Source organism: Stenotrophomonas sp. STM01, from assembly GCF_014852135.1.
Classification (GTDB): domain Bacteria; phylum Pseudomonadota; class Gammaproteobacteria; order Xanthomonadales; family Xanthomonadaceae; genus Stenotrophomonas; species Stenotrophomonas capsici.
Genome location: NZ_JACVBA010000003.1, coordinates 153,717 through 170,709 on the forward strand (window position 1 = coordinate 153,717; position 16,993 = coordinate 170,709).

9 protein-coding genes and 1 pseudogene are annotated in these 16,993 nt (G+C 61.1%); 9 read left to right on the forward strand and 1 reads right to left on the reverse strand.

The features are described from left to right. The 8 genes and pseudogenes from IB227_RS14895 to IB227_RS14930 form a co-directional block, all read left to right on the forward strand. Positions 1-3,405 (forward strand): DNA methyltransferase, encoded by a 3,405-nt coding sequence (locus IB227_RS14895; RefSeq protein WP_192288053.1) that lies wholly within the window; start codon positions 1-3, stop codon positions 3,403-3,405. Beyond that, positions 3,402-5,237, forward strand: a complete 1,836-nt coding sequence (locus tag IB227_RS14900; RefSeq protein WP_192288054.1) for a DUF262 domain-containing protein — start codon at positions 3,402-3,404, stop codon at positions 5,235-5,237. The genes IB227_RS14895 and IB227_RS14900 overlap by 4 nt, the downstream gene beginning before the upstream one ends. An 83-nt stretch (positions 5,238-5,320) precedes the next feature. Continuing rightward, a complete protein-coding gene (locus IB227_RS14905; protein WP_192288055.1) occupies positions 5,321-6,310 on the forward strand; it encodes a helix-turn-helix domain-containing protein in 990 nt (329 codons plus the stop codon). After that, on the forward strand, positions 6,304-7,071 hold the full coding sequence (locus IB227_RS14910) for a nucleotidyl transferase AbiEii/AbiGii toxin family protein (RefSeq protein ID WP_192288056.1): 768 nt from the start codon (positions 6,304-6,306) through the stop codon (positions 7,069-7,071). The genes IB227_RS14905 and IB227_RS14910 overlap by 7 nt, the downstream gene beginning before the upstream one ends. Continuing rightward, entirely contained in the window at positions 7,068-9,422 is a 2,355-nt protein-coding gene (gene pglZ, locus IB227_RS14915) for a BREX-1 system phosphatase PglZ type B (RefSeq protein ID WP_225591895.1), read from the forward strand. The genes IB227_RS14910 and pglZ overlap by 4 nt, the downstream gene beginning before the upstream one ends. Beyond that, on the forward strand, positions 9,419-11,467 hold the full coding sequence (gene brxL / locus IB227_RS14920; RefSeq protein ID WP_192288057.1) for a BREX system Lon protease-like protein BrxL: 2,049 nt from the start codon (positions 9,419-9,421) through the stop codon (positions 11,465-11,467). Before pglZ ends, brxL begins: the two co-directional genes overlap by 4 nt. A gap of 1,441 nt (positions 11,468-12,908) precedes the next feature. Further along, positions 12,909-13,169: a hypothetical protein gene (locus IB227_RS14925; RefSeq protein WP_192288058.1), complete on the forward strand. Its 261-nt coding sequence runs from the start codon at positions 12,909-12,911 to the stop codon at positions 13,167-13,169. 77 nt (positions 13,170-13,246) lie between these two features. Then, a pseudogene (locus IB227_RS14930) lies at positions 13,247-14,458 on the forward strand (OB-fold nucleic acid binding domain-containing protein); the annotation flags it as partial. 6 nt (positions 14,459-14,464) lie between these two features. On the opposite strand, the gene IB227_RS14935 reads toward IB227_RS14930, so the two are convergent. Then, positions 14,465-14,758, reverse strand: coding sequence for a hypothetical protein (locus tag IB227_RS14935; protein ID WP_192288059.1), 294 nt, complete (start codon positions 14,756-14,758; stop codon positions 14,465-14,467). Between the two features lie 555 nt (positions 14,759-15,313). Between IB227_RS14935 and IB227_RS14940 the strand changes: the two genes are divergently transcribed. Beyond that, the gene (locus tag IB227_RS14940; protein ID WP_192288060.1) at positions 15,314-16,984 is read left to right on the forward strand and encodes a tetratricopeptide repeat protein; all 1,671 of its coding nucleotides are present in this window, start codon (positions 15,314-15,316) and stop codon (positions 16,982-16,984) included. Positions 16,985-16,993: the final 9 nt, after the last annotated feature.

Below are 16,993 nucleotides of genomic sequence, written 5' to 3' on the forward strand. Positions count from 1 at the left end.
GTGACGGAACCCTTGGAACGCGGCTTACGCAGCCGCCTGGAGGCTGCGGTCAAGCAGGCGCGGCGGCAAGCCGAAGCCGGCGCGCACGCAGCACTGAATGAAATAGGCGTGGCTGAGGCCAGCCGGCCGACGCATTTGAGCGAGGCGCAACGCGATCTGCGCGTGCGGTTGCGCGCACATGGCCGCCAGCTGGGCGACAGTCTCAACGGCGGCAAGGTGCAGACTATGGCGCACCTTACCCAAGAGGTCGCCTACCAGCATTGGCACCGCATGCTGTTTGCCCGCTTCCTGGCCGAGAACCAACTGCTGATGTACGACGGCGTCGCGGTGACGCTGGAAGAGTGCGAGGAACTGGCTGCCGATGAAGGCGCCCGCAACGGCTGGGAGCTGGCCGGACGGCTGGCCGAACGCATGCTGCCGCAGGTCTTCAAGGCCGGCTCGCCGGTGTTCGAGCTGCCCCTGTCGGCCGACGTGCAGATTCCGCTGGAAGCCCTGCTGGCCAGCCTGCCGGCCGAAGTGTTCACCGCCTCCGACAGCCTGGGCTGGGTCTACCAGTTCTGGCAGGCCGACAACAAGGACGCGATCAACAAGTCGGAAGTAAAGATCGGCGCCGACGAGCTGTCGGCCGTCACCCAGCTGTTCACCGAGCCGTACATGGTGGCCTTCCTGCTGGACAACGCGCTCGGTGCCTGGTGGGCCACGCGTCATCCCGACACGCCGTGCCCGGTCACGCTGGACTATCTGCGCAGGCTGGAAGACGGCACGCCCGCCGCCGGCACCTTCGAGGCCTGGCCGGACACCTTGGCCGATTACAAGCTGCTGGACCCGAGCTGCGGCTCGGGCCATTTCCTCGTCGCGGCTTTCCTCATGCTGGTGCCGATGCGCATGGCGGCCGAAGGGCTGAGCGCACGCGAGGCGGTGGATCGCGTGCTGGCACAGAACCTACACGGACTGGAGCTGGATGCCCGCTGCGTGGAGATCGCGGTGTTTGCGGTGGCGCTGGAAGCCTGGCGCTATCCGGACGAACGCGGCCAGCCGCTGGGCGTGCGTGAAATCCCCAGTCCGCATATCGCCTGTTGCGGATTGAAAGTGGCCGGCAAAGCCGAGGACTGGCAGGCGCTGGTGCCGGACAGTGCGGTGAATGCCAAGGCGCTGCGCGAAGGTCTGGCGCGGCTGCATCAGCAGTTCGCGCAGGCGCCGCTGCTGGGCAGCCTGCTCTCGCCCAGCCGGCACAAGGGCGACCTGTACAGCGCGGACTACGCGCAGTTGGAACCGCTGCTGCTGGCAGCCTTGAAGCAGGAAGGCGGTGGCGAGGAGGCCGGTGGGCGGCGTGAATCGGCGCTCAGTGCGCTGGGCCTGCTGGATGCGGCACGGCTGCTGGACGTGCGCTATCAGCTGGTGATCACCAATGTGCCGTATCTGGCGCGCGGCAAGCAGAGCGAAGCGCTGCGCGACTACTGCGCAGTCCACTACCCCGCGGCGAAGAACGACCTGGCCAATGTGTTCCTGGAGCGTTGCCTGGAGCTGTGCGGCGACGGTGGTGTGGTGCAGATTGTGATGCCGCAGAACTGGCTGTTTCTTGGCAGCTACAAGAAGCAACGCGAGTCGTTGCTCAAGCGAGTTGAATGGAACTTGCTGGCGAGGTTGGGACCCGGCGCCTTCGAAACCATCAGCGGCGAGGTCGTGCAGGCTGTCCTGCTGACCCAAACTCGCGCCAAGCCATCGGACGGGTTGAAGCTGCGCGGCGTCGATGCCAGCGCACCCAAGGTGGCGCTGGAGAAGGCGACGTTGTTGCGCGATGGTGAGTTGGTGGAGGTGAGCCAGAAGAGGCAGTTGGACAATCCTGATGCCAGGATTTCTCTAGATGACATCGAACGCGGGGCGCTGCTATCGATTCATGCGGATTCGTTTCTAGGGTTGGGGACTGGGGACTTCGAAAAGTTCGGTCGTGTGTTTTGGGAGCTTGCTGGCGACGGTTTCACGGAGTGGAGCTACCTGCAGTGCTCACCAGATTCGCATGGTGCCTTTGAGGGTTTGTCACATCTTGTTGCATGGGACTCGACAGAGATGCGAGTACGTGGCATGGATGCACTTCATAGGGAGCGTATCCACAATCAAGATCAGAGTGGACAACAGGCGTGGGGGAGGCCCGGCATTTCAATTGCCTTGATGCGCGACCTAAAGGCGTCGTTCTATCAAGGGTTTCGATACGACAAATCGCAGGCTGTGCTCGTGCCTCGGAAGGAAAGTCATCTGCCTGCTCTTTGGGCCTATTGTTCCGACCCCAAGTTCAACGAGGTCGTTCGAAAAATCGAGCAGTCGGTTATCGTTGCCAACGGAACTCTCGTCAAAGTTCCTTTTGATCTTGGTCATTGGCAGCAAGTTGCAGCCGAACGCTACCCACACGGGCTGCCACAGCCTTATTCCGACGATCCCACCCAATGGATCTTCCATGGCCATCCTTGCGGTTCCGTGGTCTGGGACGAGGGCAGCAAGCACACCGCCGACGGCGCGCTGCGCACAGACGCCAACGTGCTGCAGATCGCCGTGGCCCGTTTGCTGGGCTATCGCTGGCCGGCGGAAACCGATGCCGCGATGGAGCTGGCCGACGAACAGCGCGCCTGGGTCAAACATTGCGACGCGCTGGCGGTGTTTGCCGATCGCGACGGCATCGTCTGCCTGCCGCCGGTGGGCCGGGAAGCGCCCGCCGCCGACCGCCTGCTGAACTTGCTCGCCGCCGCCTACGGACCGGCTTGGAACAATGACGTGCTGGCCAGGTTGCTGGTTTCGGCCGGCCATGCTGGCAAGACGCTGGAGAGCTGGCTGCGCGAGAGGTTCTTCGCCCAGCACTGCGAGCTATTCCACCAGCGCCCCTTCATCTGGCACGTCTGGGACGGCCTGCGCGACGGCTTTGCCGCGCTGGTCAACTACCACCGCCTCGATACCAAGGCCCTGGAAACGCTGATCTACACCTACCTCGGCGACTGGATCACCCGCCAGACCCGGGACCTGGCCGCCGGTGTGGATGGTGCTCAGGAGAAACTGCACGCCGCCCAGGCGCTGAAGCAGAAATTGGAACTGATCCTCAAGGGCGAGCAGCCGCACGATATCTTCGTGCGCTGGAAACCGCTGGCCCAGCAGCCCATCGGCTGGGATCCCGACTTCAACGACGGCGTGCGCCTGAATATCCGCCCCTTCCTGTCCGTACCCGACGTCGGCAAGAAGGGCGCCGGAATCCTGCGCGAACGCCCCAAGGTCAAATGGGACAAGGACCGTGGCAGCGACGTCCCTTCGGCCCCGTGGTATTCCCTCGGCTTGGAATACGGCGGCAAGGAAGGCGACCGCATCAACGATCACCACCTCAGCCTGGCCGAGAAGCAGAAGGCGCGGGAGCAAAAACAGTGATCAAGGACGTCAAGAACTTTCCAATCTCGCAGTTGTTCGACATCGAAGCGCGGGTGGTCTATGCCATTCCCCGCTATCAGCGCGAGTACACATGGAGGCAGGAGCAGTGGGAGGCGCTCTTCGATGACATTGAAGAGAACGATCCCGGTTACTTCCTGGGTTCGGTCATCTGCATCAATCACACCACCGATACGTTGGCGATCCAGCGTCTGGAGGTTGTTGATGGCCAGCAACGACTGACCACACTGTCGTTGCTGTTCGCCGCGCTGTACCAGACGTTGAGGGCGCACGACCAGGAGCTGGATGATGACCAGCGCGTGGAGCTCGTCAATCTCAAGCGCAAGCTGGTGCTGAAGAAGGGCGAGGACGAGCTGCGGGTGGTGCCGCAGATCCAGAACCGGAATCTGGATGACTACAGGGCCGTGCTGGCGGAGGTGGGGGTCATCGGTAACGTTGATACGCCGCCCTATGCTGGGAATCGCCGGATGTTCAAGGCATTCCGCTACTTCCAGTCTCGTATCGAGGCGATGCTCGATGGGAAGGGGGATCGCCTCGGATCGATCATGGCCTTCCTCGACAAGGTTAGCCAGGCCTGCCTGGTGAAGATCGAAGTAGCCAACCATGCGGATGCATACATTCTGTTCGAGTCCTTGAACAACCGCGGTGTGCCGTTGACGGCAATCGACCTGATCAAGAACAAGCTGCTGGCACGGCTGGAAGTTGATGATCCCGGCAAGGTGGACCGCCACTTCGAGGTCTGGAAGAAATTGCTGGAAGACCTGGGCGACGACTATGCACTTCAGGAGCGCTTTTTCCGGCATTACTACAACGCCTTCAAGGATCGGCTGAATGCTCCGTTCCGCAGTGATGAGGACAAGCGGAAGGATCCGCTGGGGCCGGAGGCCAAGCGCTCCAACCTGATCCAGATCTACGAGAGGCTGATCAATCAGAACGCCGCCCAGCACTTGAGGGAGATTCGTGAAGCAGGGCGGCTGTATGCGCTGATGCTGGGTCGAAATCACGAGGAGGTCTGGGCATCTCTGGACAAGCCGCTGAGGGATCTTGAGCGCATTCAAGGTGCACCCTCGCATCTGCTCATGTTGTATCTGCTGTCAGAGCAAAAGCCGCTAAAGCTGGATTTGGCGCAGCTCCGGTCGATTCTGCAGTTGCTGGTGTGCTTCTTCGTTCGCCGCAATCTGACAGACACGCCGCCTACCCGTGATCTGACGAGACTGTTCATGTCGATCGTCGACAAGCTTGCCGGCAAGTCCGGCGATGATGTCCAGGCGACAATCCGTGATGAACTGCTTTCAGTCTCCGCCTCTGATGAGGTGTTCCGCGGCAAGCTGGAGGGGGCCATCTACGACGAGAACGCGGGAGTTGCACGCTTCATCCTGTGCGGCTTGGCTGAGCAGGGAATGACGCGCGAAACTTGGGTTGATCTTTGGAAGTTCGAGAACAAGCAGTTCGTCTGGACAATCGAACATATCTTTCCGCAGGGCGAGAACATCCCCAATGCATGGGTTGACATGATGGCTGCTGGTGATGGCGGCAAAGCCAAAGAGCTCCAGCAGGTACATGTACACCGGCTGGGCAATCTGACGATCTCCGGGTTCAACAGCGCACTGGGCAACAAGAGTTTCGAGGACAAACGGGACCGGACTGACCGCCAGGGGCGTCACGTCGGCTATCGAAATGGCCTGGTGCTCAATGTCGAGCTGGCCAAGGCAGCGGCTTGGAGTGCGGAGAAGATCGATGCACGTACCCGCGCCTTGGCCGGGGAAGTGATGGCGCGCTTCGATCTGCGGACTGCTGGTCTCAACGGCATCTGAGCTCACTTGCATCCGGGTATTGGTGCAACTTATTTACACTAAATTTGTTTTTTTTAGTGTTGTATTGCATTAGAGTGGCGCGCATGACCCCGATTACCGGCAAATTTGAAGCCTACGTCCAGCAGCTCACCGGGCAGGCGCCTGTATGGCAGCCGTGGACAGGCGCGCTGCCCAGCTATCTGGAGCAGCGCTACGAGCCGCATCTGGCTACGCTGGCCGGCAAGACCTGGCTGGTGGTGTTCCTGCGGCAACCGGATGCGCCAACTCCCTTGCAGTTGCTCAAACAGCTGGACCAGCTTCAGACCCGTATCGATCCACCCGTTGCCGGCACCAGCCTGGTGGCTGAACACCTGTCCCCCTATCTGCGGACTCGCCTCGTGGAGCTGGGACAGCCGTTCGTGGTGCCGGGCCGACAGCTGTTCTGGCCGGCGATAGGCAGCGCGGAGACCGTGCAGCGTCCGCAGCGCCTGCGGCCAGAACCGGTGGATATGCTGGGGCCGGTGGCGCAGCAGTTGTTGATCGCGCTGCTGTTGCAGCGCGTGCTGCCGCCGCTTGCCATCACGGCAGTTGCCGAGGCATTGGGCTGGACGGCTGCCAGCGTCAGCCAGGCCGTGAAAGCACTGGAGGCCAGTGCTCTGGTGAAGAGCCGGACCGAGGGGCGTGAGCGCATATTCGTCTTGGCGGATGCGCCCAGCGAAGTATGGCGACAGGCCCAGCCGTTGCTGCGCACGCCGGTGCGGCAGCGCATCCGGATACGGCTGGAGGATCTGCCGCATGACGTTCACCTTCTGGCGGGCGAAAGTGCCTTGGCGGCGGCCACCGATCTGGCCGAGCCGTCCGAACCAGTCTATGCCATGGCCAGCCGCCATTGGCCGAAGCGGAAGGACGCGCCAGCGGCCATTCCGACGCCGGATGCCGGGACCTGTGTGGTTGAGTTATGGCGCTATCGGCCCGACGCAACGGCCGCGCAGGGGCGAGTGGATCCGCTGTCGCTGTTCCTGAGTCTGGGGAATGTCAAAGATGAGCGGGTACAACTGGCCCTAGAGGCGCTGATGGAGCAGATGGCATGGTGAGGGGACTGGATACGTTTGCGGCCTTCTTTGCCGGCGACGAGGCGCACTACGTCCTCATCGGCGGCGTGGCGACGCAACTGGTGCTGGAAGAGGCCGGTCTGCCGGTTCGCGCCACCAAGGATCTCGACATCGTGCTATGCGTGGAGGCACTTGATGCGGCGTTCGGCGAAAAGCTGTGGGCGTTCATCCGCGCTGGTGGCTATGAAGTACGCCAGGAGGGGATAGAAGGGCGACGCTTCTACCGTTTCGCAAAGCCTGCTGATCCTGCGTATCCCTCGATGCTTGAGTTCTTCGCACGTGAGCCTGGTCATCTGCCTCTCGCTGCAGATGCGCACCTGACCCCGGTCCCGTTTGATCAGCAGGTTGAGAGCTTGTCGGCCATCCTGCTCGATCAGGACTACTACGACTTTCTGCATGCTCATACCCGGCAGCTTGCAGGGGTACGGATCGTGACCGAGCCGGCATTGATCGGCCTCAAGGCACGGGCCTGGCTGGATCTCACTGCACGCAAAGCCGCCGACTCCGAGGCGGTCGACAGTCGACATATCGGCAAGCACCGCAGCGACGTGCTGCGGCTGTCGCAACTGTTGTCGCCTGACGAAAGGATCGAGGTGGCCGAAGCGATCCGTGCCGATATCGCCAGCTTCTGTCGGCAAGTGGTTACGGACATTTCCCCCCAGCTGCTGGGCCAGTTGGAGATCGCTGAGGCGCCGGATGCCCTGATCGAGCGCGTGCGCAGGTATTTTGGAGTACAGGCATGACCATGACCGAGCCGTCCACGCCACTGCAGGCGCTGGCCCAAGCGTTGCGTCGCGCGCAGCGCTTCAACCAAGATGCAGAATGTGCACCGCACTGCATTCTGTGGCCGGACAAGGATGCGCAGTGGCGGCCCATCATCGGAGCCCTTCAGGCGGAGCTGCCGGAGCTGCTGGTGCTCGGATCGTTGGATGAGGCCCGCCGGACCGGGCCGGGTATCTGGCTGCGATGCGCTATGGCGGGGCAGGTTCCCGCCATCCAACTGGATGGCTCGCATCCTCCGATCCTCTATCTGCCCGAGGTTGGACGTCAGGATCTGCGTGCCATTGAGCACTGCCCGGACCAGTTGAGACCGCTGGCCGAGTTGCAGTACCGCGGACAGATGTTTTCGCAGGTCAACGCCAAGGACTGGACGGTCTTGGCCTTCCTGAAGTCGGAGCAGGGTGGGCTGGGTCTGGATGTCGGGCAGGACAAGGAGTCCAAGGAGAGCATGTTGCTGGCCCTCGGCCAGATCATGGATCAACCGTTGGAGGTGCTGCGGGCGCGGCGTCTGGATGGCGCCTGGTTCAACACTCTGTTGACCGGTGGGGATCCGGTACGTGATCTGCTGCAATGGATGGACGCACCTGCGGCGTTCCGGGCTGCCCGCGACGAGAATGCCTGGGCGGCATTCTTGCGTGTCTGCCAGGCCCAGTTTGCATTCCAGCCCAAGGACGGGGAGTTGGCAGCAGCAGCCAAGCTCGCCGCCCGCACGGGGACTTGGCAGCTGGTGTGGGAGCGGTTCGCCGAAGCTCCTGTGCGTTATCCCAACATTCCGGCGCAGATCCGGCGCAGCACTCCCCCTGTTTTCGACATGCTGACCGATGCGGCAACAGCGGGTGGCTGGCCGCAGTGGAACGATGCGCGCGAAGCCGACCTGCGGGCCTCCCTGAAAACGCTGTTCCAGCAGGCGCCGCATGACGCCCGCGCTGTCTTGCGGCGGCTGGAGCGGGAACATCGTCATCGGCGCGACCTGGTGTGGGCGACGCTGGGTGAAGCACCGCTGGCCATGGCTATGGCGCCGCTCGCCCGGTTGGCGGAGGCGACTGGTCAATCTCTGGAGACCAGTACCGTAGAGGATATGCAGACGGTCTACGTGACGACCGGTTGGCAGGCTGATGACGCCGTGCTGCGCGCTCTGGAGCACGCCATATCGGCAGACAGCCTCGCGGCGATCACCGCAGCCATTCGGAGTGTCTATCTGCCGTGGATGACGGATGGGGCAAGGCGGTTGCAGGAGTTGGTGAGTGCAAGCAAGTCGCCGGGCGGTGTGCGCGAAGGCAAGCCACCGGCGTATATCACCAGGAACCAGTGCGTAATGTTTGTGGATGGACTGCGGTTCGACCTTGGCCGACGCTTGATCGAGATGCTCGATTCCGGAGGGCTGGAGGTGGCCGAACACCCCGCCTGGACGGCATTGCCCAGCGTGACCGCCACCGGCAAGGCAGCCGTTGCACCGGTGGCCGAGCGGTTCGGAGGGAGGGTCGGGGCGGAAGACTTCGTACCCGGAGTTGCGGCAACTGGCGCGGCATTGACGACGCAGCAGTTGCGCAAGGCCCTGACGGACGCGGGGTGGCAGCTGTTGACCGGTGCAGAAGTGGGCGTGCCGGGCGGACAGGCCTGGTGCGAGTTCGGCGACATTGACCAAGAGGGGCACACGCGAGGCTGGAAGCTGGCGTTGCATGCACAATCCCTGCTTGCGGAGATTGCCGAGCGAATCTCGGCTCTGCTGGCAGCCGGTTGGGAGCAGGTGCGTGTGGTTACCGATCACGGATGGCTGCTGCTGCCCGGCAACCTGCCGAAGGTCGATCTGCCGAAGGTTCTGACTTCAACCAAATGGGGGCGCTGCGCGGTGCTCAAGGAAGGCGCCCACTCGGACGAGCGGCTATATCCCTGGTACTGGGATCCTGCACAGCTTGTTGCGCTGGCGGACGGGGTGGCCTGTTACAAGAATGGCGAGGAGTACGCCCATGGCGGGCTGAGCCTGCAGGAATGCTTGGTCCTGCAGCTGACGGTGACCTCTCGGGGCCGCCCGACGCGGAGGCAGGTGCGAATTGGTGACATGAGCTGGAAAGGTCTTCGACTTTCGGTGTCGCTGGAAGAGCCAGCGGCGGGCGCATCCGCCGATGTCAGGCTTGAGGCAGGGGACTCAGGAAGCAGCGTCGTGGTGACCAGGAAACCGTTCTCCACACATGGCGCTTGCTCCCTGATCGTGGAAGACGAGGATCTGCAAGGCCGGGAGGCTTACCTCGTGATTGTTGATGCAGATGGGGCGCTGCTTTCGCAGCGGCCGGTCACGGTTGGAGTGAACGAATGAACCTTGAGCTTGATGAAATCGATCGCTTCGCTATCGAAGCCTTGGACGGCTATCTGGTCCGTAAGGATCTGGTCCGGACTTTCAGCCGCCAGTTCCCGGTACCAACCTACGTAGTCGAGTTTCTGCTGGGCCGCTACTGCGCGAGCGTGGATCCAGATGAGATCGAGGAAGGGCTGGAGGTCGTGCAGCGACAGCTGCAGTCCAAGACCGTCAAGGCGGGCGAGCAGGAGTTGTTCAAATCCCGGGCGCGTGAGCAGGGACAGATCAAGCTGATCGATCTGGTCACTGCACGGCTGGATACAAAGACCGACAGCTATTTGGCCACGCTACCCAGCCTTCAGCTCAAGGACGTGCGAATCTCCGCCGAGCAAGTGAGCCGGCATGAGCGCATGCTCACGGGCGGCTTCTACGCCGAAGTCACGTTGGACTATGACGCGGCTATCGCCCAGGAGAAAAACGGGCGACCGTTCGGCGTCGATGCGATCCGGGAAATCCAGCTGTCCAGTCGAGATGTACTGGAGAAGCTTGGTCGGGCAAGGGCAGGGTTCTCAACGGGACAGTGGAAAGATTTCCTGTTGCGCTCAATTGGCATGGAATCGGGCAATCTGTCCGACCGGCAGAAGGATGCGCTGCTGTTGCGCATGGTCCCCTTCGTCGAGCGCAACTACAACCTGGTAGAGCTGGGTCCGCGCGGGACTGGCAAGAGCCATCTTTTCCAGCAGGTTTCGCCCTATGCGCACCTGATTTCAGGTGGCAAGGCCACTGTGGCGAAGATGTTCGTGAACAACTCGACTGGCCAGCGCGGCCTGGTCTGCCAGTACGACGTGGTTTGCTTTGATGAAGTGTCTGGTGTCTCTTTTGACCAGAAGGACGGCGTGAACATCATGAAGGGCTACATGGAGTCCGGTGAGTTCAGTCGCGGCAAGGAAAGCATCCGAGCCGATGGCAGCATCGTGCTGGTGGGCAATTTTGATGTGGATGTTGAACATCAGCAGCGGGTGGGTCACCTGTTCGGACCCATGCCGCCCGAGATGCGGGACGATACGGCGTTCATGGACCGCATCCATGCCTTCCTGCCGGGCTGGGACGTGCCCAAGGTCAATCGCGACCTGCTGACCAGTCATTTCGGTCTGGTCAGCGATTTTTTGTCAGAGTGCTGGAGCCAGCTGCGGGGGGAGAGTCGAGTGGGTGTGCTGCAAGGGCGCGTGCAATATGGCGGTGCCTTGTCGGGGCGGGACACGACCGCAGTGAACAAAACGGTCAGTGGTTTGCTGAAGCTCCTGTACCCGGTTGCCGCCGATGTTCCGGATGAGGACATCGAGTGGGCCGTTCGCATCGCATTGGAGGCCAGGCGCCGGGTTAAGGAGCAGCAGAAGCGGATCGGTGCTGCCGAGTTCCGCAATACGCATTTCAGCTACGTGTTGGGCGAGGACGGCATCGAGCGTTTCGTGTCTACGCCGGAAATCCAGAGCTCCGGAGGGATTGGCGATGATCCGCTTGAGCCCGGGCAGGTATGGACGATCAGCCCGGGTACGGACGACGAGCATCCAGGGCTCTTCAGGATCGAGGTGAATGAAGGGCCCGGTTCGGGGGTGAAGATCCTCAACAAGCCTGTACCGCCTGCCTTTCGCGAGAGCATGGGGTACGCCGAGCAGAACCTGTACGCGCGTTCGCAGCAGCTGGTTGGAGACAAGGATCCGCGCCAGCACGAATTCACTGCACAGCTGCGGGCTTTTGATGCAGCGAAGGCGGGTGGGAAGGTCGGTGTTGGTTGCCTGGTGGCCCTGTGCACGGCGCTGCTCAAACGCAGCGTTCGCGGTGGTCTGATCGTGATTGGGGAGATCAATCTGGGTGGATCGATCGAGCCAGTGCACGATCCAGTCAATCTGGTGGAGCTCGGCGTGGAGAAAGGGGCCAACGCGGTATTGATGCCGGTTTCTTGTCGGCGTCAGCTGATCGACTTATCCGATGACATGGCAACCCGGATCGACATCCAGTTTTACGCAGATGCCAGGGATTGCCTGTTGAAGGCGATCCAGGACTGATCCCAGGGGTGCGATCATTTCTCCACACTTCATAAAGCCCAGTGGTGGCAGTTGTGAAGTGCGTACGGTCCCCGAATCCAGGCCGATTGCGACATGTAGGGATGTGGAGTAATAGTCGCACCCCCCCCCACGAATTTGGCGTGGAGAAACGATCGCACCCAAGCGTCCAAAGAGGACTGCCGACTTGTCGCTTCACCGGTCTGAGTCGTCAGGGGTGGGGATCATTTCTTGTGAATTATCGCTAGATATATGGTGAAAATTTCCGGATAGGTACTATATCTAGGGTTTCTTCAGGGTGCGGCGAGTGACGAGGCGCGGAAAGGGATACATATCCTGGGGCCGCCGAGTAGGGCTGAGAGGCCTCGCGAACCCCAGGGGGTGCGATCATTTCTCCACACCTCCTAGAGCCCAATGGGGCTAGTTGTGAAGGGGGGGCTCCCCCCGAATCCAGGCCGATTGCTACGAGTAGGGGGCGTGGAGAAATGATCGCACCCCCGACGAATCCGGGGGAGAAATGATTGCATCCAATCCTCTCCCATCAGCTGTACCGGAAAATCGCGGCTTCGCGTATGGATCCCGCTCTGTGATGATCTACGCCAGCACTCAAAGGCAACCTCACCACTGACGGGATTCCCGCTTTCAGTGGGCGATTACATTGAGGCGTAGTTGTCGACTGACGCGGAGCTGCGAGCCGGATTTCAAGCTCCTCGGGCTGCCAAGAAGCTCGACCAAATCACTGGGGTGAGGGGTCAAAGAGCCACCTTCCTTGGGGCGCCGCAAACAATCTCGACCTTTTGGCGGGGCAGGTGGAGCGAATTTCTACCCGAAAGGCTTGGGGCGCAAGGGAAACGAGCGCCAAATAAATTCAATCTTTTCAGCCCTGTAAGGCCCAAAAAATGAGGGTGTTGGGTATGGTATCGAAAAAATATCGACCTTTATCGGTGTGACCCGCAGGCGAAACCACGGCGAAAGCCCCGCGTAGCAATAGTCTTGAGGAATGAAGAATCTCGACCCTTTTAGCCGGCATGCTTCCTGACGGTGAAGGCAATGATGACTCAGCAGCAGTCCTGGACCTCAATTTGCGGCCGCAAGCATCACCTGTAGGCCTGGTGACGTGGGATGCGGAGCATTTGGGGCCAGCTCTAACCGCGTTGCCGGGGATGACCATCCCATAGCGAAATCCGCGAAATTGGCTATGGGAAAATCCCCTCGTTCACACACTACTGCTGCATGGGAAAACGTATCCGTCCCCATGCTTGGGACGAGCGCCCTAGTCTGTGAACGCATCTCCATTCCCATGCAATGCGTGGGGACGGTGGGGCTCCCCCATGCACGGGGAAACGATCTTTTGTTAACCCTGAAAACCCGCTTCTGCCTGCTTTCCCTGTGTGGGAAATTTTCCATTCCCATAGCAAGTAGATATATGGGGAACAGGAGAAATATGCAGCACCAACTTTACGAGCTGGACCTGGACCAGCTGGCCCACATCATCGAAGACCTGAGCAAGCAGGTTACTGTCCTAGAGGCACTGATCGAGATCGAAGCTAAGCAGCTGGGTTCATCCTTCAAGGAAGCCCGAAAGAGCACCAAGGACCTACCTGGCGAAGCGACCACCAGGGAAGAGCACAAGGCTCAGTTTGCCCCCTTGTCTTCCACACCCGTCTCCACAAGGGCCGCTTGGAGATCAACTGGTCGTTGCTGAAGGCCAAGACCAAGCCCAACGGATCTAGTGGTGGGAGACCGATCTACAACAACGTCGCCAAGGGCGAAGGCTTCGGATACCCCCCGCAACTGGATCATGTGTTCGAGCGCACGCTGGGCGTGCCGCTGTTCCAGGAGCAGGTGATGCAGCTGGCGGTGGCGGCGGCCGGTTTCACCCCGGGCGAGGCCGATGCGCTGCGTCGTTCGATGGCGGCATGGAAGCGCCGGGGCGGGCTGGAGCCGTACCGGAAAAAGCTGACGCAGGGCATGCTCGAGCGCGGCTACAGCCACGACTATGCCGAGCAGCTCTTCCGCCAGATCAAGGGCTTCGGCAGTTACGGTTTTCCCGAGAGCCATGCCGCCAGCTTTGCATTGATCACGTATGCCAGTTGCTGGCTCAAACGTCACGAACCGGCGGTGTTTGCGGCCAGCCTGATAAACAGCCAGCCGATGGGTTTCTATACCCCGGACCAGATCCTGCAGGACGCCCGCCGCCATGGTGTCAAGGTACGGCCGGTGGAGGTGCGCTACAGCCAGTGGGATTGCACATTGGAGTTTGCCCGCGATGATGGATCGGGAAATCCTGAAGTCCGCCTCGGACTTCGGATGATTGACTGGTTCCAGTCGGCTGTGGCCGGGAGGCTGGCAGGGCAACGGCCACATCGGGGCTTCACCGATGTGGCCGACCTCAGCCATCGCGTGGATCTGGATTCCCGCCATCTTGCATTGTTTGCCGACGCGGGCGCATTGAAGGGGCTGGCCGGGCATCGCCATCGCGCACGCTGGCAGGCATCAGGCGTGGAAAAGACGCTGCCGCTGTTCGAGGGCCTGCCGGGAACCTGCGAGCCCGCACCGGCCTTGCCGCTGCCCACCCCATGGCAGGACACGCAAGCGGACTACAGCACCACGGGGACCACATTGGGCAGGCACCCGATGCGCTTCATTCGCCGGCAACTGGAGGCGCGTCTCTACCTGCGTTCGGCGCAACTGGAAGCGCTGCCCCACGGCAGGCGCGTGCGCCGTGCCGGCATCGTGCGCATGCGGCAATCGCCTCCCGCGGCCAGCGGGGTGATCTTCGTGACGCTGGAAGATGAGAATGGCATGATCAACGTCGTCGTCTGGCAGCAGGTGATGCAGCGGCAGCGCCGGACGCTGGTCGAGAGTCGGTTGCTCGGCATCGAAGGGCGATGGGAGCGGGTGGAGGGCGTTTCACACTTGATCGCCGAACGGATGACCAACCTTAATCAATTGCTTGGCGATATAGAGGCAAGCAGTCGTGACTTCAGGTAGACCTTATTACTCTCCCTCCTGCGCTCGCCACAGTGCGGAGTCTGGAATCACGGTTTCGGCCTGCTGTAGAAGATGACGACTTAGATCCTCGGAGACCGCTTGGTCTTCCAGCTTCATGTGGGCCGCAACCCGGTTGAACATGGTGTTGTAGAGCTTCAGGCGCTGCTGATCCACACTGACTTGCAATGGCTGTCTTGGCACCACAAGCAAGACCACTTCGCAATCCATGGCCGCAGCTGCGCGGCGCAAAGTGTCGATCTGTACCTTGCCGGCGCGCTCGCTGTTCTCCAGCTTGACCACCGAGCTGGGTTACATCCCCAGCCGTCGTGCAAGCTCGACTCGCGACATCCCCAAGGCATCACGCGTGGCCGCAATCCAGCCACCACAAGGTACTGGACGGAGCTTAGGCAGAACCTGACGCAGCCAATCGCCCGTCTGGTCAAGCTTTAAGCGGGCTAAGCGGCGCATCTGCGGAGTGCTGGAAGCCATAGCATTACCTTTCAACGGAAAACGATTGTCTTAACTATGCCCTACATGGCTCATTCTTAAAGGCTGATCGTTCCGTATGAGGCTTTATTTGGCGGCTCAGTCTGGAGTTACCAGCATTCTGGGGACAAGGTCTTGGACGTATCCGAGTACATCGGGCTTCTACAATCGAATACGTCGACACAGCCACCTCGGTGGCGTTAGCCCCATCGAGTTCGAAGCGGCACATCGACCTCGCCGCCCAAGTGTCCACTAAATCCCGGTAACTCCAGAAGTTGCAATGGCGGACGTTACAACGTCAGTAATCAGCGGCGTGAGTCTTTTATTGATTATTATGTATGACAGTGTCAGCCCATTTTGGGGAATGTGGTGGATTGGAAAGACGTTCGAGGGTTGCGAAAGCAAGAAAACTTCGTCGAAGGAAAGAAGCTTGGATACGACCTTCTGGAGGCTGATCCTCGCGATTTTCGTACGCGCTCTGAGCTGGAATGGTTGATCTACTTTGAGGCCAAGCCTGCACTCAAGAATGCGACTGATGCAGTAAAGGCCGACAAGCGCCCCCAGCAAACCGATTTGCACCGTATCGATCGGGCGCTAACGGAGTTCACAAAGCTACCGGCCCAACGCCCCGGCATGGCCTGCTCGGTGGTGTTGCAACAGCTGTGCCGTATTGGCCCCGAGTTCCCCAGGTTCGCCGCCTTCGTCAAATGGGTTGGCATCGAAGGGCTCAGAGAAGAGGACTGGAGTGCCCAGTCATCCAATGACGGAACCTGGCCGGCCCTAGTTGTATCGATCGCGCGCGCGTTAACGAAATGGACGAAAGCCCGCGACGCCTCGGTTCAGCGCATAGAAGAAGCGGTGCAGTGGCTGGACGCCGCGACATCCGTTGCCGAAGGTGACGACAGCCTGTGGCTGCAGTGGGATAGGGCTGGCATGCTGCGACGGCTGGAGAGCTACGATGAGGCAGCGCGTGCTCTTTCGGCCGTGATCAAGGCCAAGCGGAATGAGTTCTGGGTCTGGGCCGAAGCAGGTCGGCTGTACGTAACGGATGACCCCGACCTAGCGCATGCTTGCTTTTGCCAAGCCCTTTTGTGTCCTTCATCTCCAGAGTTTGTGGCCAAGGCACACCGGGAGCTGGCAGAGATGCTGGCTGAGCGTGGTGAGTTCGCGCAAGCCTCCGTCGAAATCAGGATCGCAGCGTCCAGTCGGGAGGAGCAAGGGTGGCGCTTGGGAGACGAGCTGGAAAGTCTCATGCGCGAGCCTTGGTACGGTCCTGAAACGACGGATGCGCAGGATCCGAAGCGCTATTACGCGGAACACGCCCCGCTGGCACTCGCCCTTTGCTTCGATGAAGTCGAAACGCGACCGGCAACGTTCCTCGGTGTGCTGAATCTTCCGCCTCCGCCGGACGCCAAGCCGGGATGGAAGCCACGACCTCGGACACGATTTGCAGTCATGCGCGAAGAAGGCAAGTCGGTCAGCACCCTTGGGCCGCATCTTCGCAAGGTTCCATGGAGGCAGGGGGAGCCCGTGGCCTTGGTGCTTGGCCGGCAAGCCGGCGAGACCGAGGAGACGGTTGTTCAGATCATCCCTCGTCCGGACGGACAGGCGTGGGATCGTACGACCGTTGGCCGCGGGGTTGTTGTTCAGGAGGCCGCCGACGGGAAGCCCATGCGGATCTTTGCCGGCCGTGATCTTGGTGATTTCACTGTCGACAATCACTCCACTTCGGGCAACAAGATGGGCGCTGGCGACGGAGTGTCGTTCCGGATGACGACGAATCCGAGGAATGGTCGCATCGATCTGTTCGCCGCTAGTCCCGCTCAATTGACTGATACGGATGTGAAGCAAATTCAGGGACGGCTGCGGCGCGCCGAGTCCTCGGCGCATGCCTTCGTGGAAGATGTTTTCGTGCCGCCCCATGTGGTGAAGACTGTCCCAGAGCACGTCGATGAGGTCGGCGTTGTGGCGGTCTACGCCCGTCACCCCAAGAAGGAGGGATATAGCTGGCGGGCGGTGCGGATCTCGGCGGCGAGCTAAGCCGGCTCC